The 21120-nt window shown below is 71.0% G+C and carries 17 protein-coding genes; 14 read left to right on the plus strand and 3 right to left on the minus strand.

The genetic code is table 11. The annotated features are described in order from the left end of the window. Positions 1 to 190: 190 nt before the first annotated feature. The 8 genes from ACWCRD_RS44280 (at position 191) to gatB (ending at position 10154) form a co-directional block, all read left to right on the plus strand. Positions 191 to 1147, plus strand: coding sequence for a methionine synthase (locus ACWCRD_RS44280; protein ID WP_450971365.1), 957 nt, complete (start codon positions 191 to 193; stop codon positions 1145 to 1147). 15 nt (positions 1148 to 1162) lie between these two features. After that, positions 1163 to 3355 (plus strand): NAD-dependent DNA ligase LigA, encoded by a 2193-nt coding sequence (gene ligA / locus ACWCRD_RS44285; protein ID WP_450971349.1) that lies wholly within the window; start codon positions 1163 to 1165, stop codon positions 3353 to 3355. A 252-nt stretch (positions 3356 to 3607) separates the two neighbouring features. Next, positions 3608 to 5848: a putative bifunctional diguanylate cyclase/phosphodiesterase gene (locus tag ACWCRD_RS44290; RefSeq protein ID WP_450971350.1), complete on the plus strand. Its 2241-nt coding sequence runs from the start codon at positions 3608 to 3610 to the stop codon at positions 5846 to 5848. Between the two features lie 122 nt (positions 5849 to 5970). Beyond that, a complete protein-coding gene (locus ACWCRD_RS44295) occupies positions 5971 to 6462 on the plus strand; it encodes a cupin domain-containing protein (protein ID WP_450971351.1) in 492 nt (163 codons plus the stop codon). A 118-nt stretch (positions 6463 to 6580) separates the two neighbouring features. Further along, entirely contained in the window at positions 6581 to 6877 is a 297-nt protein-coding gene (gatC, locus tag ACWCRD_RS44300) for an Asp-tRNA(Asn)/Glu-tRNA(Gln) amidotransferase subunit GatC (protein WP_030851400.1), read from the plus strand. 5 nt (positions 6878 to 6882) lie between these two features. Next, positions 6883 to 8385: an Asp-tRNA(Asn)/Glu-tRNA(Gln) amidotransferase subunit GatA gene (gatA, locus tag ACWCRD_RS44305; protein ID WP_450971352.1), complete on the plus strand. Its 1503-nt coding sequence runs from the start codon at positions 6883 to 6885 to the stop codon at positions 8383 to 8385. Further along, the gene (locus ACWCRD_RS44310; RefSeq protein WP_344404939.1) at positions 8382 to 8624 is read left to right on the plus strand and encodes a hypothetical protein; all 243 of its coding nucleotides are present in this window, start codon (positions 8382 to 8384) and stop codon (positions 8622 to 8624) included. Before gatA ends, ACWCRD_RS44310 begins: the two co-directional genes overlap by 4 nt. A gap of 15 nt (positions 8625 to 8639) precedes the next feature. Next, positions 8640 to 10154: an Asp-tRNA(Asn)/Glu-tRNA(Gln) amidotransferase subunit GatB gene (gene gatB / locus ACWCRD_RS44315; RefSeq protein WP_450971353.1), complete on the plus strand. Its 1515-nt coding sequence runs from the start codon at positions 8640 to 8642 to the stop codon at positions 10152 to 10154. Between the two features lie 58 nt (positions 10155 to 10212). Here the strand turns inward: gatB and ACWCRD_RS44320 are convergent, their stop codons facing one another. Continuing rightward, positions 10213 to 11016 carry a methyltransferase domain-containing protein gene (locus ACWCRD_RS44320; protein ID WP_450971354.1) on the minus strand — a complete coding sequence of 268 codons (804 nt, stop codon included), beginning with the start codon at positions 11014 to 11016 and terminating at the stop codon, positions 10213 to 10215. A gap of 353 nt (positions 11017 to 11369) precedes the next feature. Here ACWCRD_RS44320 and ACWCRD_RS44325 point away from each other — a divergent pair, with 353 nt between their 5' ends. From ACWCRD_RS44325 to ACWCRD_RS44350, 6 genes are all read left to right on the plus strand, one after another. Further along, positions 11370 to 13613, plus strand: coding sequence for an MMPL family transporter (locus ACWCRD_RS44325; protein WP_450971355.1), 2244 nt, complete (start codon positions 11370 to 11372; stop codon positions 13611 to 13613). Then, positions 13591 to 14163 (plus strand): GNAT family N-acetyltransferase, encoded by a 573-nt coding sequence (locus ACWCRD_RS44330; protein ID WP_450971356.1) that lies wholly within the window; start codon positions 13591 to 13593, stop codon positions 14161 to 14163. Before ACWCRD_RS44325 ends, ACWCRD_RS44330 begins: the two co-directional genes overlap by 23 nt. A gap of 80 nt (positions 14164 to 14243) precedes the next feature. Further along, complete coding sequence (locus ACWCRD_RS44335) at positions 14244 to 14801, plus strand: hypothetical protein (protein ID WP_450971357.1); 558 nt, start codon at positions 14244 to 14246, stop codon at positions 14799 to 14801. 208 nt (positions 14802 to 15009) lie between these two features. Continuing rightward, a complete protein-coding gene (locus tag ACWCRD_RS44340) occupies positions 15010 to 15195 on the plus strand; it encodes a hypothetical protein (protein ID WP_450971358.1) in 186 nt (61 codons plus the stop codon). A gap of 134 nt (positions 15196 to 15329) precedes the next feature. Further along, positions 15330 to 18368: a helix-turn-helix transcriptional regulator gene (locus ACWCRD_RS44345; RefSeq protein WP_450971359.1), complete on the plus strand. Its 3039-nt coding sequence runs from the start codon at positions 15330 to 15332 to the stop codon at positions 18366 to 18368. A 22-nt stretch (positions 18369 to 18390) separates the two neighbouring features. Continuing rightward, entirely contained in the window at positions 18391 to 18582 is a 192-nt protein-coding gene (locus ACWCRD_RS44350) for a DUF6191 domain-containing protein (RefSeq protein ID WP_450971360.1), read from the plus strand. A 4-nt stretch (positions 18583 to 18586) separates the two neighbouring features. On the opposite strand, the gene ACWCRD_RS44355 is transcribed toward ACWCRD_RS44350, so the two are convergent. Both ACWCRD_RS44355 and ACWCRD_RS44360 read right to left on the minus strand, forming a co-directional pair. Then, positions 18587 to 19726, minus strand: a complete 1140-nt coding sequence (locus tag ACWCRD_RS44355; RefSeq protein ID WP_450971366.1) for a PQQ-dependent sugar dehydrogenase — start codon at positions 19724 to 19726, stop codon at positions 18587 to 18589. Between the two features lie 338 nt (positions 19727 to 20064). After that, entirely contained in the window at positions 20065 to 21063 is a 999-nt protein-coding gene (locus ACWCRD_RS44360; protein WP_450971361.1) for an aldo/keto reductase, read from the minus strand. Positions 21064 to 21120 lie beyond the last annotated feature (57 nt).

The following is a 21120-nucleotide window of genomic DNA, read 5'->3' on the forward strand; positions in this document are numbered from 1 at the left end:
CGGCCTCGTCCTCAAACGCCGGACGGGCTGGAATGGGCTGAGCCGAATCCAGCCCCTCCGGCGTTTGAGGAGCGGGGGTCCGGGGGCTGGCCCCCCGGGTCGGGACGGGTAGGGGCGGCGGGGGCGAGAAACATAGGCTGCACATGTGAACGCAGACCTTTCCTTCGGCCCCGCCACCGGCATCGGATCCATGCCCGGCGGCGACGCCCGCGAGACGGCCAAAACCGTCACCGGGACCTTCGAGGACTTCCCCCACCTGCCCGAGCTCCCGGCCCGCGGCCCCGGCGCCGACATGATCGGCAGAACCGCAGGAATGCTCGTCGAGCTGTACGCCCGCGTGGAACCCAGCGGCTGGCGCATCGGCGACCGCCCGGGCCGCGACACCAAGCGGGCCAGGTCATGGCTCGGGGAGGACCTCGACGCGATCGAGGAGTTCACGCAGGGCTACGAGGGCCCCCTCAAGGTGCAGGCGGTCGGCCCCTGGACCCTCGCCGCCGCCCTGGAGCTGAAGAACGGCGAGGCGGCCCTCTCCGACCCCGGCGCCTGCCGCGACCTCGCCGCCTCCCTCACCGAGGGAATCCGCCTGCACCTCGCCGAGCTGCGGCGCCGCATCCCCGGCGCCCACCTCGTCCTCCAGCTCGACGAACCCTCCCTCACCGCCGTCCTGCGCGGCCAGGTCAAGTCCGCCAGCGGCTACCGCACCCACCGCGCCGTCGACCGCCAGCTCGTCGAGGCCACCCTCCGCGATGTCCTCGGGGTTCACAGCGACGGCCCCACCGTGGTCCACTCCTGCGCACCGGACGTCCCGTTCGCCCTGCTGCGAAGGGCGGGCGCGGCGGCGGTCTCCTTCGACTTCTCGCTCCTCACCGAGCGTGACGACGACACGATCGGAGAGGCGGTGGAAGCAGGTACCCGGCTCTTCGCAGGTGTCGTACCGGGCACGGACGGCCCATTGTCAGACCCTGCCGGTAGCGTCATGGGTGTCAGGACGCTGTGGCGCAGGCTGGGGCTGCAACCGGGACTTCTCGCGGAGGCGGTCACCCTCACACCGTCGTGCGGACTCGCGGGGGCCTCCCCGGACTACGCACGCAAGGCCCTCGCCCACTGCGTCCGGGCGGCGAGATCCCTCGCGGACAACCCAGAGTAACGGGAGGACAACACGGTGGCCGGCGACAAGCAAGCGGAGACGACGGTGCCCGCCGAGGCACGGGAGAAGCACGCGAAGCTCGCTGAGCAGATCGAGGAGCACCGCTTCCGGTACTACGTGAAGGACGCCCCGGTCATCAGCGACGCGGAGTTCGACAAGCTCCTGCGTTCGCTGGAGGCGCTGGAGGAGGAGTACTCCGAGCTGCGCACGCCGGACTCCCCGACCCAGAAGGTCGCGGGGGCGTACGAGACGGAGTTCACCTCCGTCGAGCACCGCTCCCGCATGCTCTCCCTGGACAACGCCTTCAGCGACGAGGAGCTGGCCGCCTGGGCCGAGCGCGTCGCCAGGGACGTCGGCGGGTCCGGCTACCACCTCCTGTGCGAGCTCAAGGTCGACGGCCTCGCCGTCAACCTCACCTTTGAGCGGGGCCGCCTCACGCGCGCGGCGACCCGCGGCGACGGCCGTACGGGCGAGGACATCACCCCCAATGTCCGTACGATCGCGGAGATTCCGGACAGGCTGGGCGGTGATCGCGTCCCCGACCTCGTGGAGATCCGCGGCGAGGTCTACTTCCCGATGGAGAAGTTCGAGGAGCTCAACGCCCGCCTGGTGGAGGCCGGTGACAAGCCCTTCGCCAACCCGCGCAACGCGGCGGCCGGTTCACTGCGCCAGAAGGACCCCCGCGTCACCGCCACCCGCCCGCTCCACATGGTCGTCCACGGCATCGGCGCCCTGGAGGGCTTCGAGGGCCTCGCCCGCCTCTCCCAGGCCTACGACCTCCTCAAGACCTGGGGCCTGCCCACCTCCCGGCACAACAAGGTGGTCGACGGGCTCGACGGCGTACGGGAGTTCATCGCCCACTACGGCGAGAACCGCCATTCCGTGGAGCACGAGATCGACGGAGTGGTCGTCAAGCTGGACGAGATCCCGCTCCAGGGACGGCTCGGCTCCACCTCCCGGGCCCCGCGCTGGGCGATCGCGTACAAGTACGCGCCGGAGGAGGTCAACACCAAGCTCATCAACATCCGCGTGGGCGTGGGCCGCACGGGCCGGGTCACTCCGTACGCCCAGGTCGAACCGGTCACGGTGGCCGGCTCCGAGGTCGAGTTCGCCACCCTGCACAACCAGGACGTCGTCAAGGCCAAGGGCGTCCTCATCGGCGACACGGTGGTGCTGCGCAAGGCGGGTGACGTCATCCCGGAGATCCTCGGCCCGGTCGTCGACCTGCGCGACGGCAGCGAGCGCGAGTTCGTGATGCCGGCCGAGTGCCCCGAGTGCGGTACGGCGCTTCGGCCGATGAAGGAGGGCGACGTCGACCTGCGCTGCCCCAACGCCCGCACCTGCCCGGCCCAGTTGCGCGAGCGGCTGTTCTATCTGGCGGGCCGCAAGGCACTGGACATCGAGCACTTCGGCTATGTCGCCGCGGCCGCGCTCACCAAGCCGCTGGAGCCCGAGGACCCGCCCCTCGTGGACGAGGGCGACCTGTTCGACCTCACGATCGAACGGCTGCTGCCCATCAAGGCGTACGTCCTCGACCAGGACAGCGGGCTGCCCAAGCGCGATCCGAAGACCGGCGAGGAGAAGGTCGCCACCGTCTTCGCCAACCAGCAGGGCGAGCCGAAGAAGAACGCGGTTGCCATGCTGGAGAACATCGCCGCGGCCAAGGAGCGCCCGCTCGCCCGCATCCTCACGGGCCTGTCGATCCGTCACGTCGGCCCGGTCGCCGCCGAGGCGCTGGCCCGTGAGTTCCGGTCGATCGAGCGCATCGAGCAGGCCACCGAGGAGGAGCTGGCGAACACCGACGGCGTCGGCGCAATCATCGCCGCCTCCCTCAAGGAATGGTTCGCCGAGGAGTGGCACCAGGAGATCCTCCGCAAGTGGCGCGCCGCGGGCGTGCGCATGGAGGAGGAGAGCTCGGGCGAGGACGAGGGCCCGCGCCCGCTCGAAGGGCTGACGGTCGTGGTCACCGGCACTCTCGAGCACTTCACCCGCGACGGCGCGAAGGAGGCCCTGCAGAGCCGCGGAGCGAAAGTAACCGGTTCCGTTTCGAAGAAGACATCCTTCGTGGTCGTAGGTGACAATCCTGGGTCGAAATATGACAAGGCGATGCAGGTCAAAGTGCCCGTCCTGAACGAGGAGGGCTTCAACGTCCTGCTGGAACAGGGACCGGACGCGGCGGCCGAAGTTGCGCTTCCCACAGCGGAATAGCGGTTGAAGGCCACCCGATCGGCGCATACCAGATGCATACGGGTGGCCGGGGTGCATTCGGGCAACCGTCTACGACCGCTGCCCGTGGAAGCCTTCTGCGGCCTACTGTTGAGGTGTGCGCCTGCCGTGCCCAGCTGCGGTTGGGGCAACCCCTTGCTCCTGACGGGCAAGGGGAAGGGTTTTCCAACGCGGTGCCGTTGATGGATGACGGGCCGCGTGGCGTGGGCACCGCCGGCTGTGAGAGGGACGGGAATGGAACCGACCGAGAGCGCCGCCCCTGACTCACGGCTGCGCCGGGTCACCGGCGCATGGCGGGCGAGCCGGTGGGCCGGGCGGCCTTCGGAGCGTCCGGGTGCTCAGGGGCGCGCCACCGGACAGTACACCGTGTCGGACGGGCGCGCCCCGCACCTCACCGCCGACCACCCTCCCGGACTGCCGGACCCCGAACACGAACGGCACATGTCCTGGCCCGCACTGCCCGCGGCGGTCGTCGCGGCGGCGGCCTTCGTCCTCGGCGCCGGCTTCTACCGCGGCTTCACCGGGACCCAAGCGCTCTTCCCGGCCGGCACCGTCGGCTGGTCCTTCGCCGTGCTCACCGGCATCATCGTCGGCCACCTGGTCATGCTCGGCCGCTCCCGCTGGTGGGGCGGCACCGGCTCGGGCGCCGCCCTCACCCTCGCCGTCCTGCTGCTCTACGGCTGGGTGCCCGCCGGAATGGTCAGCCTCACCGTGGTCGTGCTGGTCGGTATAGCCCGGCGCAACCGCTGGCGCCAGGGCGTGCTGCACGGCTCGGTGGACATCCTCGGCATCGGAGCCGGAGCGCTGGTGCTGGGTGCCTTCGGACGCGTGCCGTCCGTGGAGAAGCCCTGGAGCCCCGACACCTGGACCCCCTACACCGCGCCCGAGGTGATGCTGGTCGCCGTTGCCTACCTCCTGGTCACCCGCACCCTCCTGTGGTACCTGCACGCCCCGCGCCACGGCGGACTGCCCACCGTCGCCCGCACCGCCCTGGCCAGACAGGGCCTGGTCGCGGTCGCGCTGCTCGGCATCGCCCCGCTGGTCTGCGTGGTGGCCGTCGCCCAGCCGGTGCTGCTGCCGCTGTTCGCCATCCCGCTGATCGCCCTCGACTCCACCCTGTGGATAGCCCGGGCCCGGGCCGAGGAGCAGCTGCGCGACCCGCTGACCGGGCTGCCCAACCGGCAGTGGCTCCTCGAGCGCATCTGGACCGCGCTGGACGACGCCGAACGCATCGGCGCCCGCGCCGCCCTGATGCTGATCGACCTCGACCGCTTCCGCTCGGTCAACGACACCCTGGGGCACCTCGCCGGTGACCGGCTGCTCCTGCAGATAGCCGACCGGCTGCGCCTCGCCCTGCCCCGCGGAGCGGAGGCCGCGCGGCTCGGCGGTGACGAGTTCGCCGTTTTACTCCCGGTCGCCGACTCCACGACCTCCGCTACCCGGGTCGCCCGGAGCCTCGTCGCCGCGCTCAGCTCCCCGCTCGACCTCGACGGGCTCACCCTCGTCCTGGAGGCCAGCGCGGGTGTCGCCGTCTTCCCGGACCACGCGCTCGATGCCGAGGGGCTGCTGCGGCGGGCGGACGTGGCGATGTACCAGGCGAAGCGGGACCGTACGGGCGTCGAGGTGTACGAGTCCAAGCGGGACTCCAACACACCGGACCGGCTGGGCCTCCTCGGCGATCTGCGCCGGGCGCTGGACGCGCACGAGGTGCAGCTGCACTACCAGCCCAAGGTCCGCTTCGACGGCCAGGTCGCGGGCCTGGAGGCCCTGGTCCGGTGGGTGCATCCCGAGCGCGGGAAGGTGCCGCCGGACGAGTTCATAGCGATCGCCGAGTCCTCGGGGCTGATGCCCCATCTCACGGAGTACGTCCTGGAGACGGCGCTGGCGCAGGTGGCCCGGTGGCGGGCCCAGGGCCTGCATGTGCCGGTCGCGGTCAACGTCTCCCCGCGTGACGTCCACACCCCCGGTTTCGCGGGCTCCGTCGCCGCCCGACTGGCCCGGCACGGAGTCCCGGCGGGAGCGCTCCAACTGGAGATAACGGAACACGTCCTGCTCGAGGACCCCCAGCGTGCCGCCGACACACTGGCCGGCCTCACCGGACACGGCGTGAAGATGTCCCTGGACGACTTCGGCACCGGCTACTCCTCCCTGGTGCATCTGCGGCGGCTTCCGGTGAGCGAGTTGAAGATCGACCGCTCCTTCGTGGCCCGGCTCGCCGTCGACGCGGAGGACGCGGAGATCGTCCGCTGCACGGTCGACCTCGCCCATTCCCTCGGTCTGCTGGTCGTCGCGGAGGGCGTCGAGGACGACGAGACCTGGGAGCGACTGCGCGACCTCGGCTGCGACGCCGTACAGGGCTGGCTGGTCGCGGCCGCGATGCCGCCGGAGGAGACGACGGCGTGGCTGCGGGCGCGGGGGTCGCGGGGCTGGCAGCGGCCCCGCGCGGCCCTGCCGGCCGCGGCGACCGACGAGTAGTCCGCCCGCCGGCCCACCCGTGCGGGCCGGGCTGCGGGCCGTGCCCGGCCCGGCGGTGTGTGCTGTGCTGCCTCGTTCGATCAGGTCCGTGGTCCGTGCCGTCGTCACAAGGGGATTCAGGAATGTCGCTGTTCGTGCCGGAGTTCGATGACTCCGTGATCGTTCGCGAGGCCGAGGCCGAGGTGGTCGGACTCGCTTCCACCACCGTCAGGCTGCTGGCCGACAGCAGTTCGACGGGCGGGGCGCTCTCCACCCAGCGCGTCACCCTCATCGGCGGCGCGGACGGCGCCAAACCGCACTGGCACGACAACTCCGCCGAAATGTTCTTCCTGCTCGACGGTGCCGCCGAGATCCTCTCCGGCGAGGACGTCGTCACCGCAGGGCCGGGGGACCTCGTCGTCGTCCCGCCGGGCAAGCCGCATGCCTTCGCCGCCGTACCCGGTGCCGACGCCGACCTCCTCATCGTCCTCACGCCCGGCGTCGAACGCTTCGAGTACTTCCGCCATCTCCGGCGCATCGCCCTCGGCGAGGTCACCCCCGAAAGCCTGCTGGAAGTGGAGGAGCTGTACGACAACCACTTCCTGAAGAGCGAGGCCTGGGACGGGCGCCGCTGACCTGCGGACGGCTCCATGGGGCGTAGGGTCCGGGAAACCGTTTCACGGTCATCGGCCCCCGCCCCATAGGATTGGCCCCAGCCCCAAACCACACACACTCACCCCAGAGGAACGCTGCATGCCTGGCATCACGCGCGAGGAGGTCGCCCACCTCGCCCGGCTGGCGCGTCTGGAGCTGAAGCCCGAAGAGCTCGAACACTTCGCGGGACAGCTGGACGACATCATCGGCGCGGTGGCTCGCGTCAGCGAGGTCGCCGACCAAGACGTACCGCCGACCTCGCACCCGCTCCCGCTGACGAACGTCATGCGCAAGGACGAGGTCCGTCCCTCGCTCACCCCCGAGCAGGCGCTCTCCGGCGCCCCGGCCCAGGAGCAGCAGCGTTTCAAGGTGCCGCAGATCCTGGGGGAGGACTAACCGCCATGACGGACAACGTCAACATCATCAAGCTCACGGCCGCCGAGACCGCCGCGAAGATCGCCTCGGGCGAGCTCACGGCCGTCCAGGTCACCGAGGCCCACCTGGCCCGTATCGAGGCCGTCGACGAGAAGGTGCACGCCTTCCTGCACGTCGACCGCGAGGGTGCGCTGGCCCAGGCCCGTGCCGTCGACGAGAAGCGGGAGCGGGGCGAGAAGCTCGGACCGCTCGCCGGTGTGCCGCTCGCGCTCAAGGACATCTTCACCACCGAGGGCATCCCGACGACCGTCGGCTCGAAGATCCTCGAGGGCTGGATCCCGCCGTACGACGCGACCCTCACCAAGAAGCTGAAGGCCGCCGACGTCGTCATCCTCGGCAAGACCAACATGGACGAGTTCGCCATGGGGTCGTCGACGGAGAACAGCGCCTTCGGGCCCACCGGCAACCCGTGGGACCTCACCCGCATCCCCGGCGGCTCCGGCGGCGGCTCCTCCGCCGCGCTCGCCTCCTTCCAGGCCCCCCTCGCCATCGGCACCGACACCGGCGGCTCCATCCGCCAGCCGGCCGCCGTCACCGGCACGGTGGGCGTGAAGCCGACGTACGGAGCGGTCTCCCGCTACGGCATGGTCGCCTTCTCCTCCTCCCTCGACCAGGGCGGGCCCTGCGCCCGTACGGTCCTGGACGCGGCGCTGCTGCACGAGGTCATCGCCGGGCACGACCCGCTCGACTCGACGTCCATCGACGCCCCCGTCCCGCCGGTCGTCGAGGCCGCCCGCAACGGCAGTGTCGAGGGCATGCGCGTCGGCGTCGTCAAGCAGTTCCGCGGCGAGGGCTACCAGGCCGGCGTCATCCAGCGGTTCGACGAGTCCGTCGCGCTGCTGAAGGAACTGGGCGCCGAGATCGTCGAGCTGGACTGCCCGTCCTTCGACCTCGCGCTGTCGGCGTACTACCTGATCGCGCCGAGCGAGTGCTCCTCCAACCTCGCCCGCTTCGACGGCCTGCGCTACGGCCTGCGGACCGGCGACGACGGCACGCACTCCGCCGAGGAGGTCACCTCCCTCACCCGCGCCGAGGGCTTCGGCCCCGAGGTGAAGCGCCGCATCATGCTCGGCACGTACGCCCTGTCCAGCGGCTACTACGACGCCTACTACGGCTCCGCCCAGAAGGTCCGCACGCTCATCACGCGCGACTTCGAGAAGGCCTTCGAGCAGGTCGACGTCATCGTCTCGCCGACCACCCCGACCACCGCCTTCCCGATCGGCGAGCGCGCCGACGACCCGATGGCGATGTACCTCGCCGACCTGTGCACCATCCCCACGAACCTCGCGGGCAACGCGGCCATGTCGCTGCCGTGCGGTCTGGCCCCGGAGGACAACCTCCCGGTCGGCCTGCAGATCATCGCTCCGGCGCTGAAGGACGACCGTCTTTACAAGGTCGGCGCAGCCGTCGAGGCCGCCTTCGTGGAAAGGTGGGGGCACCCGCTCCTCGAGGAGGCTCCGTCGCTGTGACCAAGACACTGACCAAGGCCAAGGACTTCAAGAAGTCCAAGTCCGGTACGTACGTGTCCATCGCCACCACCGCCTTCGGCGCGCTGGGTGTCGCCAAGCGGATCAAGAAGGCACGTTCCGAGCAGGACACGCTGCGGCTGATCGACGCGACCGTGGCCGCCGTCGGGATCGTCACCGGTCTCGCCGTCCTGTACCGCGAGCTGAAGCGGCTGGGCGACGACGACGTCCTGCTGGGCTGAGAGGGAAGTAGCACCGTGACCACCACGACCGACCTGGAGTCGTACGAGGACGCGCTGGCGTCGTACGACCCCGTCATGGGCCTCGAGGTCCATGTCGAACTCGGCACCAAGACCAAGATGTTCTGCGGCTGTTCGACCGAACTCGGTCAGGACGCCAACACGCAGACCTGCCCCACCTGCCTCGGCCTGCCCGGCTCGCTCCCGGTCGTCAACGCGACCGGCGTCGAGTCCGCGATCAAGATCGGTCTCGCGCTGAACTGCGAGATCGCCGAGTGGTGCCGCTTCGCCCGGAAGAACTACTTCTATCCGGACATGCCGAAGAACTTCCAGACCTCCCAGTACGACGAGCCGATCGCCTTCAACGGCTACCTCGACGTACAGCTGGAGGACGGCGAGACCTTCCGCGTGGAGATCGAGCGCGCCCACATGGAGGAGGACACCGGCAAGTCGACCCATGTGGGCGGCGCGACCGGCCGTATCCATGGCGCCTCGCACTCGCTGCTCGACTACAACCGGGCCGGCATCCCGCTCATCGAGATCGTCACCAAGCCGATCGTCGGCGCGGGCGACCGTGCCCCCGAGGTGGCCAAGGCGTACGTCCGTGAGCTGCGCGAGGTCATCAAGGCGCTCGGTGTGTCGGAAGCCCGCATGGAAATGGGGCAGATGCGCTGCGACGTGAACCTCTCGCTGATGCCCAGGGGCAGCGAGAAGTTCGGTACGCGCTCCGAGACGAAGAACGTCAACTCGCTGCGGTCCGTGGAGCGTGCGGCCCGTTTCGAGATCCAGCGGCACGCGGCTGTGCTGAACAGCGGCGGCACGATCGTCCAGGAGACCCGCCACTTCCACGAGGACACCGGGTCGACGACTTCGGGCCGGGTGAAGGAAGAGGCCGAGGACTACCGGTACTTCCCCGAGCCGGACCTGGTGCCGGTGGCCCCCTCGCGCGAGTGGGTCGAGGAGATCCGGGCGGCGCTGCCCGAGATGCCGCTGGCCCGCCGTACCCGGCTGCTCGCCGAGTGGGGCATCTCCGCCACCGACATGCAGGCGATCCTCAACGCAGGAGCGCTGGACCCGATCGTCGCGACGATCGACGCCGGTGCCGACGCGGCCTCCGCCCGCAAGTGGTGGATGGGCGAGCTGGCGCGCAGCGCCAACGAGTCGGGCACCTCGCTCGACGAGCTGGCGATCACGCCGGAGCAGGTCGCCCGGGTCACCGCCCTGGTCAACTCCGGTGACCTGAACGACAAGCTGGCCCGTCAGGTCATCGAGGGCGTTCTCGCGGGCGAGGGCACCCCGGACGAGGTCGTCGACAAGCGCGGTCTGAAGGTCGTCTCCGACGACTCGGCGCTGGGTACGGCGGTCGACGAGGCCATCGCCGGCAACCCGGGCATCGCCGACAAGATCCGCGGCGGCAAGGTGGCCGCGGCCGGCGCCCTGGTCGGCGCGGTCATGAAGGCGACCCGCGGCCAGGCCGACGCGGCCCGCGTCAAGGAGCTGATCCTGGAGAGGCTCGGCGTCAGCGAGGGCTGAGCATGCCGGCCCCGGGGGCTGCGCCGGTACACCGGCGCAGCCCCCGGCCCATGTCAGCTCACAGTCGGCGTCCCACGATCCGCGCGAAGCCGAGCAGATGCCCGACGTCGGCGTGCATGAGGTCGACCGACCAGCGCGCCATGTCCGCCATGAACTCGCTGGAGCTCTCCTCGGCGCACACCTCGCTCCACAGCAGCCAGTCGCGCCAGCCGTCCTCCAGCCAGTCGGCCGTCTCGACCTCCACGGCCCTGCTGCGGGTCCACAGGCGGCGCCACCACGCGGGGGTGTGGAACGCCCAGAAACCGGGGTCCTTCTCCCAGTACTCCTTCAGGTGCTCCGGCGGCTCGTCGCCCTCCAGCTCCTGCCGAAGAGCCGGTACGACGATCCCGATCCGGCCGCCGGGCTTCAACAGCCGGGTCAGCGTGGGCAGATACAGGTCGTCGGTGCCGAAGTACTGGTACGCGTCGACGGACACGATCGCGTCGAACGTGCCCTGGCCGAACGGCAGGTCGTGGGCCTCGGCGTGCATGGGCAGCACCCGGTCGGCTACGCCCGCCTCGGCGATGCGTACGGCGTTCTCGTCGGGCTTCACCCACAGGTCGGCCGCGGTCACCTGGACCTCGTACTCCCTGGCGAGGAAGACGGACGTCATCGCGCGGCCGCAGCCGAGGTCGAGGACGCGGGCGCCGGGGCGCAGCTCCTCCAGGCCGAGCGCTGGGGCCAGCCACTCCAGCAGCCACAGCGCGTGCGGGCCCATCTGGTTCTCGACGGTCCAGCGGACGTCGTAGCGGTTGCTGCGAGGCCGGCGGGGGTGGGTGAGGCGGTCAGTCAGGTCGTCGTTCGTGGTCCTGGTGTCGGACATCGGTGAACGGGCTCCTTGCGATCTTCGTAGTGGAAGGAGATGCGTAGGAGCTCGGTCGGACCTTCAAACAATGCACCCTCTTCGGTCGTCGGCGAGGAGCCGGGGACGGTCGACGCGCGGAAGCTAGCAGCCCTCGTGGACGCCCCGCACCTGGTTTCCATGAGGTGACAGAGTTCTCGTTACTGTCCTGTGATCTGGCTCCCACTCGTGTGAATAAGTCCACGAATGGCATAAACGATCACTTCTGCCTGCAAGAGTGGTCTTCGCATTGCTCATGCGTTCTTTGCGGGCTGTTCATCCTGTGAACGACTGTTCCCGGTCAAAGATCCACAAATCCACCTGGGAGCACGTTCGTGGCAGCCCTTGCGCGTTGGTGTGTTCGGCACCGCCTCGTCGCGGTACTGCTGTGGCTCCTCGCCTTCGGCGGGGTGAGCGCGGCAGCCGCCGTCACCGGCTCGGCGTACTCGAACGACTACGAGGTCCCCGGCACCGAGTCCGGCCGGGCCATGCAACTGCTGCAGGACGGATTCCCGGGGTTCGGCGGCGACAGCGACACCGTCGTCTGGCACACCACCTCCGGCACGGTCCGCGCCGCCGACGTCGAACAGACGATGACCGAGACCCTGGACAAGATCGCGGACCTGCCGGGCATCGCGTCCGTCGCCGGTCCCTACGACGGCCAGGGCACGGGCCGGATCAGCGCCGACGGGCACACCGCGTACGCCACGATCACCTTCGACCACCGGACCGAGGACATCAAGAAACCCGAGGCAGAGGCCGTCGTACGTACGGCCGAGGCGGCCCGGGCCGACGGTCTTCAGGTGGAGCTCGGCGGCAGCGCCATAGCGCTCACCGAGTCCGCGGGCGGCCACCTGGCCGAGGTGGTCGGCGTGGTCGTCGCCGCCGCCGTCCTGTTCCTCGCCTTCGGCTCCCTCGCCGCCTCGATGCTGCCCATCGCGACCGCGCTGGTGAGCGTCGGCACCGCGTACGGCGCGATCGTGCTGCTCGGGCACGCCATGACCGTCGCCGACTTCGCGCCCATGCTCGGCATGCTGATCGGGCTCGGCGTCGGCATCGACTACGCGCTGTTCATCGTCACCAGACACCGACGCGGACTCAAACGCGGGCTGTCCGTCACCGAGGCGGTCACCGGCGCAGTGGCAACCACGGGACGCGCCGTGGTCTTCGCGGGTGCCACGGTTTGCATCGCCCTGCTGGGCATGCTGATCCTCAGGCTGAGCTTCCTCAACGGCGTCGCGATCGCCGCCTGTCTGACGGTCGTCCTGACGGTCGCGGCCTCCGTCACCCTGCTGCCCGCCCTGCTGTCCTTCATCGGCCCGCGCGCCCTGAGCCGGCGCGAGCGGCGCCATCTGGAGGAGCACGGGCCGCAACCGGAGCTGCCGACCGGCTTCGCCCACCGCTGGTCGGCCTTCGTGGAGCGCCACCCCAAGGTGCTCGGCATCGTCGCACTGGCCGTCATGACCGTCCTGGCGCTGCCCACGCTCTCCCTCCACCTGGGCACCTCCGACCAGGGCAACGACCCGAAGACATCCACCACCAGGCAGGCCTACGACCTTCTCGCCGACGGTTTCGGGCCCGGGGTGAACGGCCCGCTGACTGTGGTGACGCGCGTCGACGGCGCCGAGGACAAGCTCGCCCTCGACAACCTCGACGCCACCGTCCGCACCACCGAGGGCGTCGCATCGGTGACTCCGGTGACCTACAACACCGGCGGCGACACCGCCTACTTCACGATCGTCCCCGAGTCGGCACCCCAGTCGCAGAAGACCAGCGCCCTGGTCGACCGGTTGCGCACCGAGGTGCTGCCGCGTGCCGAGACCGGCACCTCGCTCGATCTGCACGTCGGCGGTGTGACGGCGAGCTACGACGACTTCGCCGCCGTCATCGTCGGCAAGCTGCCCCTGTTCGTGGGTGTCGTCATCGGCCTCGGCTGTCTGCTCCTGCTGCTCGCCTTCCGGTCCATCGGCATCCCGGTGAAGGCCGCCGCGATGAACGTCGCCGCGGTCGCCGCCGCCTTCGGCGTCGTCGTCGCGATCTTCCAGTGGGGCTGGGGGAGCGAACTGCTGGGCCTCGGCCGCGCGGGTCCCATCGAGCCCTTCCTCCCCGTGATCATGGTGTCGGTCCTCTTCGGGCTCTCCATGGACTACCAGGTCTTCCTGGTCAGCCGGATGTACGAGGAGTGGCTGGAGACCGGCGACAACCGGCGCGCCGTCCGTGTCGGGCTCGCCGAGACCAGCCGGGTGATCAACTCCGCCGCGGTCATCATGATCTCGGTCTTCCTCGCCTTCGTCCTCAGCGGCGACCGGGTGATCGCCATGTTCGGCATCGCGCTCGCCTCCGCGGTCGCCCTCGACGCCTTCGTGCTGCGCACCCTGCTGGTACCGGCCCTCATGCACCTGCTCGGCGGCGCCAACTGGTGGCTGCCCCGCTGGCTCGACCGGCGCCTGCCCCGCATCAGCATCGAACCGCCCGAGGCCCGCGCGGCCCATGAGAGGCTGGCCGCGGCGACGGACGCCGAGGTGGCGGACGTACTGGCGAAGGGACAGGACGAGGATGTACGCGATACGTCTGGGTGACGACGCCGAACTGCGTCCCCTGGAGCCGTGGCACGCCGAGGAGTTCCTGGCGCATCTGGAGCGCGGACGGGACTTCATCGGACAGTTCATCGCCTTCGGCTCCAAGGCCGTCGACGTGCCCTCCGCGCGGGAGGTGCTCCAGCGGTACGCCGACATGCGCGCCGCCGACACCGGCTCGCTGCACGGCATCCGGCTGGACGGAAAGCTCGTGGGTGGCGTGCTCACGCTGAACTTCGACGCGGAGACCCAGAACGCCGAGGTCGGCTGCTGGCTGGAGCCCGCGGCGACGGGCCGCGGACTGGTCACCCGGGCGATGCGGGTGCTCATCGACTGGGTGGTCGAGGAGCGCGGCATCCACCGCATCGAATGGGTCGCCGCCTCGGGGAACGTACCCAGCCTGAACGTCGCCCGGCGCCTCGGAATGACCCGCGACGGTGTACGGCGCCAGGCACACCCCTATGGTGGGGTGCGGCACGACCTGGAGGTGTGGTCGATCCTCGCCCCGGAGTGGCGCGCAGTACGCGCGCGTGCCGCACACAACGATGAGTGAAGATCCGTAAGAAGGGGCCTCCACGATCGCTTCGACGATCATTAAGAGACCTCTCAGACAGCGTCCGTACGGTGCGAGGTATGGGAACCACCAAGATTGATGACGAGGCCGGCACGACCGAGGCCGCCGCAGTGAAGCCCGACGAGGAGACGGTGGACGCCACCGCAGCCGAGGAGACCCCCGAGGAGGCGACCGCCGAGGCAGACCTTGTCGAGAGCGACGGCGGCGACCAGGAGCCCTCCGTCGTCGGCCAGGGCGCCGGGGCCGTCGTCTCCGCCGCGCTCGGCGTCATCTCGCTGACCGGCAGCTGGGTCGGCACCGTCGCCTCCGCCCGCCAGTCGCTCATCGGCCAGATGCACGCGCAGACCGCGCAGTCCTCCAATGTCGCCAAGCTCCTCAAGGAGGGCTACGGCGACGCCTGGAAGGCCACCGCGTTCTGGGGCGGCGCGTTCGCGCTCCTCGCGCTGATCGTCGGCGTCGTGGTGCTCGCCCGTCCCGCCTTCGGCGCCCCCGGCAAGCCGCAGCCGGTCTGGATCAAGTCGGTCGCCTGGGGCGGTGTCGCGCTCGGCGTCATCGGCCTGCTGCTGGCCGTCCTGCAGTACACCGACCTCCTGCTCAGCCTGCCGTCCACCGGCTGAACCACCACCGCATCACCGCAGGTCCTGAGGGGTCTTAGGGCATCCGTAAGCACCTTACGGAGCTCCTGAGGCCCCTCACGCACATCTAAGGCCCCAGGCGGGCCCCAAGATGCGGAACTCTCCCGATGTGGCGCACCCCCCTTGGAGACGAAGGTTGAGGCATCGCAGCAAGCGAAGCCCGAAAACCGCCTCTCACAAGGGACACACCATGTACGAGTACGAGATCTCCCAGTACCGCTCCGCCGATCTGATCCGCCAGGCCGAGCAGGAGCGGCTGGCCCGCGAGGTCGTCCGCGTCCGCCGCGCCGCCCGCCACGAGGCCACCCGCCATGCCGCCGAGGACGACAGCCATAGCCGGGGTCTTCGCCGGCTTCGCTCCGCCCGCGCGGCGTGAGCGCGACAAGCGCCGGCCGGCCGCAACCAGCCGGTCCGGCGCTTGAGGACGAGGCCCCTTCGGGGCCGGAGCGGGAGTCCGGGGGCGGCAGCCCCCGGACGAAAACCGTTCCCGCGCTGTCGGACCCTCATGCGATGCTCGGCGTCGTGGAGACCAGGTCCGTAAGCCCCGTGTTCGTCGGCCGAACAGAAGAACTCGACACCCTGAACGACGCCCTCGCCCAAGCCGCCGCAGGCACCCCCCAGGCCGTCCTGATCGGCGGCGAGGCCGGGGTCGGCAAGACCCGGCTGATCGAGGAGTTCGCCACCGCGGCCTGCCGCCAGGGCGCCGTCGTCGCGCTCGGCGGCTGTGTCGAGATCGGCGCCGACGGGCTGCCCTTCGCCCCCTTCTCCACCGCCCTGCGCGCCCTGCGCCGCGAACTGCCCGACCAGCTCGCCGCCGCGGCCGCCGGCCAGGAGGAGGAGCTCACCCGGCTCCTGCCCGAACTGGGCGAAGCCTCCGGAGGGCGGCACGACGAGGAGGGCATGGCCCGCCTCTTCGAACTCACCGCCCGCGTCCTGGAGCGCGTCGCCGCCGACCGGACCGTCGTCGTCGCCCTCGAGGACCTGCACTGGGCCGACGCCTCCACCCGCCACCTCCTCGCGTACCTCTTCCGCACCCTGCGCACCGGCCGCCTGGTCGTCCTCGCCACCTACCGCGCCGACGACATCCACCGCCGTCACCCGCTGCGCCCCCTGCTCGCGGAACTCGACCGGCTGCGCACCGTCCGCCGCGTCGAACTCGGCCGCTTCAACCGTGAGGAGGTCGGCCGCCAGATCGCCGGCATCCTCGCCGCCGAACCGGCCCCCACCCAGGTCGACGACATCTTCGAACGCTCCGACGGCAACGCCTTCTTCGTCGAGGAACTCGCCGTCTGCGCCAGCGAGGGCTGCGGCACCGGCCTCACCGACTCCCTCCGCGATCTGCTCCTGGTCCGTGTCGAGGGCCTGCCCGAGATCGCCCAGCGGGTCGCCAGGATCGTCGCCGAGGGCGGCTCCACCGTCGAGTACCGGCTGCTCGCCGCCGTCGCCGGGCTCGCCGAGGACGACCTCATCGAGGCGCTACGGGCCGCCGTGAACGCCAACATCCTGCTGGCCACGCCGGCCGGCGACGGCTACCGCTTCCGCCACTCCCTGGTCCGCGAGGCGGTCAGCGACGACCTGCTGCCCGGCGAGCGCTCCCGCCTCAACCGCCGCTACGCCGAGGCCCTGGAGGCCGACCCGGCGCTCGTCCCCGCCGACCAGCGCGTCATGCGCCTGGCCAGCTACTGGTACCACGCCCACAGCGCGGCCAAGGCCCTGCCCGCCGTCCTGGCCGCCTCCGTCGAGGCCCGCTGCCGCCACGCCTACAGCGAGCAACTGCGGCTCCTGGAACGGGCGATGGAGCTGTGGGACACCGCCCCCGAGGACGTACGGGACCGGCTGCGCCCCATCGACTACACCGAGGTCTACCCGCCCTGCGGCTGTGACCCGGCCACCACCCCCCTGCGCTATCTGGACCTGATGGCCGAGGCCGCGGTCGCCGGCCGGCTGTCCGGGGAACGCGAACGCGCCCTGAAGATCACCAAGCGGGCCCTGCACCTCCTGGAGGACGAGGACGACCCCCTGCGGGCCGCCTGGTTCTGGGTGCAGCGCTCCCGTCTCGTGCAGGCCCTGGCCCGCGGCGACGGCTGGAAGGAACTCGGCACCGCCCAGGAGCTGGTCCGCGGCCTGCCGCCGTCCGAGGTCCACGCCGAGGTGCTCTCCACCGCCGCCGCCTGGTCGATGCTCCACGAACCCGGCCCCGAGGCACTCTCGTCGGCCGAGCGTGCCGTCGAGTACGCGCGCATGGTCGGCGCCCGCGAGATCGAGCTCAACGCCCGCCTCACCTACGGCGGCCTGATGGTCGACGCGGGTTCCGTCGAGGCGGGCCTCGCCGAGATGCACGAGGTCAAGGACCGGGCCCTGGAAGAGGGCGTCTCGTACGTCGCCGGTCGCGCCTACGTCAATCTGGGCTCCGAACTGGACGCGGTCGGCCGCACCCGGGAAGCCGTCGCCCTCCTCCAGGAAGGCCTCGTCTACACCAGGAAGTTCGGCCAGCTGGACTCCGAGGCCTGGGTGTGGGCCAACCTCTCCGAGGCGCTCTACTCCCTGGGCCGCTGGGACGAGGCCGCCGACGCGGCGGCCGGCGCCCTGCGCGTGGGGCACGGCGCCAAGCCCCGGGGCGGCGGCGCCGGCTGTCTCGCGCACGTCGCCCTCGGCCGCGGCGACCTTCCCGAGGCCGCCCGCCAACTCGCCGCGGCCCGAAACTACTTGGGCACGCACGATCCCATGCCGCAGCACACCCTCCCTCTCTCCCGCATCGAGATCGGCGTGGCCGCCGGCGAGGGCCGCCTCCTCGACGCCCGGGCCGAACTCGCCCGCGCCCTGGTCTCCGACATCCCGCCCGGCACCCAGCGTTACGGCTGGCCGCTGCTGCTGGCCGCCGCCACCGCCGAGGCCGACGCCCGGAGCCTGCCGGCGGCGGCACAGGGCCGCGCCGACGCCCTCGAACGGCTCCGCGAGGCCGTCAAGAGGACCACCACCGACACCCCCATCTGGCTCGCCCACGAACAGTGGGTCCGCGCCGAACTCGCCCGCGCCGAGGGCCGCGACACCATCGACACCTGGTCGGACGTGGTCACCTGTTTCGAAGCCCTGGACCGCCCCTACGACCTCGCCCGCGTCCGCCACCGGCTGGCCGAGGCGCTGCTCGCCTCGGGCGGCGACAACGAGCGCGACCGCGCCACCGAACTGCTGCGCCTGGCCCATGCGGTCGCCGACCACCTCGGCGCCCGCCCCCTCGCCGACGCCGTCGCCCTGCTCGCCCAGCGGGCCCGCCTCGCCCTGAAGAGCGTCCCGGACCGGCGGCCCGCGGACCCCGCGGAGGCGCTCGGCCTCACCGGACGGGAACGCGACGTCCTGCGCCTGGTCGCCGCCGGGCGCACCAACCGCCAGATAGCCGAGGAACTCTTCATCTCCCCGAAGACCGCGAGCGTCCATGTGTCGAACATTCTGGGCAAGCTCGGCGTCTCAGGAAGGGGAGAGGCGGCGGCGGTGGCGCATCGACGGGGACTCTTCCCGCCGGGGGACGGTGACCGGCTGATCGCCGGATGACTCAGCAGCTGAAGGGAAAGCGATGTTCAACGTCTTCGAGGAACTCTTCGCACCCGGCCGCAAACACACCCGCGACGAGAAGAAGAGGCTGGAACTGACCCGCGAGGACGTCGGCGACAACGACCCCGGACGCGGGCCGATAGACCTCGAGTCCGGGAAGGTCGTCGTACGGCCGCCCCGGCAGGAGGACGGGACGGTCGCTGCAGAGGAGTGATTCCTCAGCGGACCTGCAGCTCCAGTATTCGGTCGTCGCCGGACTTCGGGTCTCCTCGTCCGTCCGTGTTGCTCGTCGTCAGCCACAGCTTGTCGTCGCCGGCCGGGACCACGGTCCGCAGACGGCCGTACTTGCCCTGCAGGAAGGGCTGCGGATCGGCCGAGGCCGCCGTGCCCTTCAGGGGGATGCGCCACAGGCGCTGCCCCTTCAGACCCGCCATCCAGATCGAGCCCTCGGCGTAGGCGATGCCGCTGGGGGAGGCGTCGGCCGTGTGCCACTGGGCGATCGGGTTGTGGTACCCGGGGTCGGACGACCTGCCCTCGGCGTCCGGCCAGCCGTAGTCGTCGCCCGGCTTGATCGCGTTCAGCTCGTCCCAGGTGTCCTGGCCGAACTCCGAGGCGAACAGGCGCTGTTCGGGGTCCCAGGCCAGGCCCTGAACGTTGCGATGACCGTAGGTGTAGACGGGGGAGTCCGGGAAGGGGTTGCCGGGGGCCGGGTCGCCCTCCGGAGTGAGACGGAGGATCTTGCCGCCCAGGGACTTCCTGTCCTGGGCCAGGCCCCGGTTTCCGCTCTCGCCCGTGCCCGCGTACAGCATCCTGTCCGGGCCGAAGGCGATCCGGCCGCCGTTGTGGATGTAGCCCTTGGGGATGCCCTTGAAGATCGTGTCCGGCGCGCCCAGCTGTTCGCCGGCCGGCTTCTTCGCGTCGTACAGCAGACGGACGATGCGGTTGTCCGAGGCCGAGGTGAAGTACGCGTAGATCATGCGGTCCGCGGCGAAGTCCGGGGAGAGCGCGATGCCGAGGAGGCCGCCCTCTCCGGCGGGCGACACCCCGGAGACCTTGCCCAGCTCGGTCTTCCTGCCGGTGTTCTCGTCGACCTTCGTGATCGTCCCCTCGTCCCGGGAGGAGACGAGCAGGCCCCCGCCGGGCAGCCGGGCGAGGCCCCACGGGGTCTTCAGGCCTGTCGCGACCGTGCGCAGCACCTTGACGGAGCCCTTGGCGGGCGGGGCCTGTTCGGCCGCCTGCTGGGACGGGGAGGAGTGCGCGGTGCCCGGCCCCGTTCTGTCACCGCCGCCCCCGGGCGCTCCGCCGGAGGAACAGCCCGCCGTCAGCAGGAGTGCGGTCGTGGCCAGCACGGCCGGCACAGCTCGTCGTAGCACGATCTTGGTCCCTTCGGCGGCGGTCCAGCAGCAGGTTCTACTTGTCTTACACCGCTCGCGCCTCGCAGGTTCCCGGTCGACGGATCCCGAATCTCCACCCGCGACCACCATGCGCTTTCGGTCCGCGGCGCGGAGCAGGCGTTCTGCGTTGCCCGCGCTCCTGTTCGGTCCCCGTGACCGGGACCATGTGCTGCGCTTGCGCCGGCACCAAGTCCAGAGCGTCCCCGGTCGGTGCGACTAGGTGCCGTGGCGCCGGGTGATGTCCTGTGGATCCCGTGCGATGAACTGGTTCCCGGCTGTCGTCTCGGCGGGAACCGCCGGCTTCAGTCCCAGGACCCCCGCGCCCCCGGCAGCCCCGCCACCTCGGCCAGGTCCTCCGGGGTCAGCCGGAGTGCTGCGGACGCGGCGTTCTCCGTCGCCCAGTGCTCGTGTTTGGTGCCCGGGACCGGAACCACGTGCCGTCCCTGGGCCAGCACCCAGGCCAGGGCCACCTGGGCGGGCGTGACCTCGTCGCCGTGCCGGGCCGCGACCCGGCGCAGGCCTGCCACGATCGGCTGGTTCGCGGCCATCATCTCCGCGGTGAAACGGGGGTGGCGGGCCCGCACGTCGTCCGGTTCGAAGCCCTGGCCCGGGGTGAGCGTGCCGGTCAGGAAGCCGTTGCCGAGCGGCATCGCGGCCAGGAAGCCGACGTCACGCGCCTCGCACCACGGCAGCAGCGACTCCAGCGCCTCCGGCGACCACACCGACAGCTCGGCCTCCACCGCGCTCACCGGGAACACCTGCTGGACGCGCTGCAGTTGCCTGATCGTCGCGTCGTGGAGTCGGCCGCCGGAGCGCCGGCCGCCGCGGGCACCCACCGCGCACCACCCCAACGCCCTTACCTTTCCGGCCTGGACGAGCTCCGCCATCGCGCCCCACGTCTCCTCCACCGGGACCTCCGGGTCCTCGCGGTGCAGCTGGTAGAGGTCGATGACGTCCGTCTGCAGGCGCCTGAGGGACGCGTCGCAGGCGCGCTTCACATAGCCGGGGCGGCCGTTGGCCACGATGTGCTGCTCGCCCACCAGCAGGCCGACCTTCGTCGACACGAAGGCGTCCTGGCGGCGCTCCTTCAACACCCGCCCGAGCAGCAGCTCGTTGGTGAACGGGCCGTACATGTCGGCCGTGTCCAGGAGCGTCGAGCCCGCGTCCAGCGCCCGGTGCACCGCCCTGAGCGACACGTCGCCCCGCTGCCGCGACCCGCTGTACGCCCAGCTCATCGGCATGCACCCGAGTCCGACGGCCCCCACCGCGAGTGCCCCCGCGCCGATCGTCCTGCGCTCCACCTGCTCGTGACCCTCCCTCTCCTGGCCCCCCAACCTAACCTCTGCGCTCCCATGAAC

Source organism: Streptomyces sp. NPDC002092, assembly GCF_053593775.1.